A 521-nucleotide genomic window follows, 5' to 3' on the forward strand; every position below is an offset into this window, starting at 1 on the left:
GCCGCCAACGCCAACGTCAGCCACAGCCCGGACCGCCAGGACCGGTCGAGCGAGTCGGCGGGGGCGGCCATGGCGCCTGTCCTAGTACGCAGTCAGCGTCACAAGCCCGCCAGAGCCGCTGCCAACGCCAAGGCCGTACGACGTCATCAACATGTTCGCGCCCTCGAAGGATCGGACCGAATCCGCCCCGTGCAGGCCAAGCGCATCGACGGCGCGCACTGACACGTAGAACGTGCCGGGGCCCGGCGCGGAAAAGCGGATTTCGTTTGCGGGAAAGCTGGCGGACGACACGGGCAGCGCGCCATCGGCATCGCGCGAGACGCGCACCAGATAGCTTTGCGCCCCTTCGACCGGCGCAAACGGCACCGACCACGTGCCGCCGGCGCGTACCGGGTCGCCCAATTGCGGCGCGGCGAGCAGCGGACGCAGGGCGGACATGGCGCCGTCGGCGCCCACCGCGGCCCCGTAGCCTTGCGCCACCGCGACCGGCTTGGCGGGGCGATCGCCCGGCGGGCGGGCCC

General features: G+C 72.6%; 1 pseudogene. It reads right to left on the reverse strand.

The features are described from left to right. Nucleotides 1-81: 81 nt before the first annotated feature. Nucleotides 82-521, reverse strand: a pseudogene (locus B3446_RS09160) (peptidoglycan-binding protein); the annotation flags it as partial.

The organism is Achromobacter sp. UBA5777 (genome assembly GCF_002418565.1).
Taxonomy (GTDB): Bacteria; Pseudomonadota; Gammaproteobacteria; order Burkholderiales; family Burkholderiaceae_B; genus Achromobacter; species Achromobacter animicus.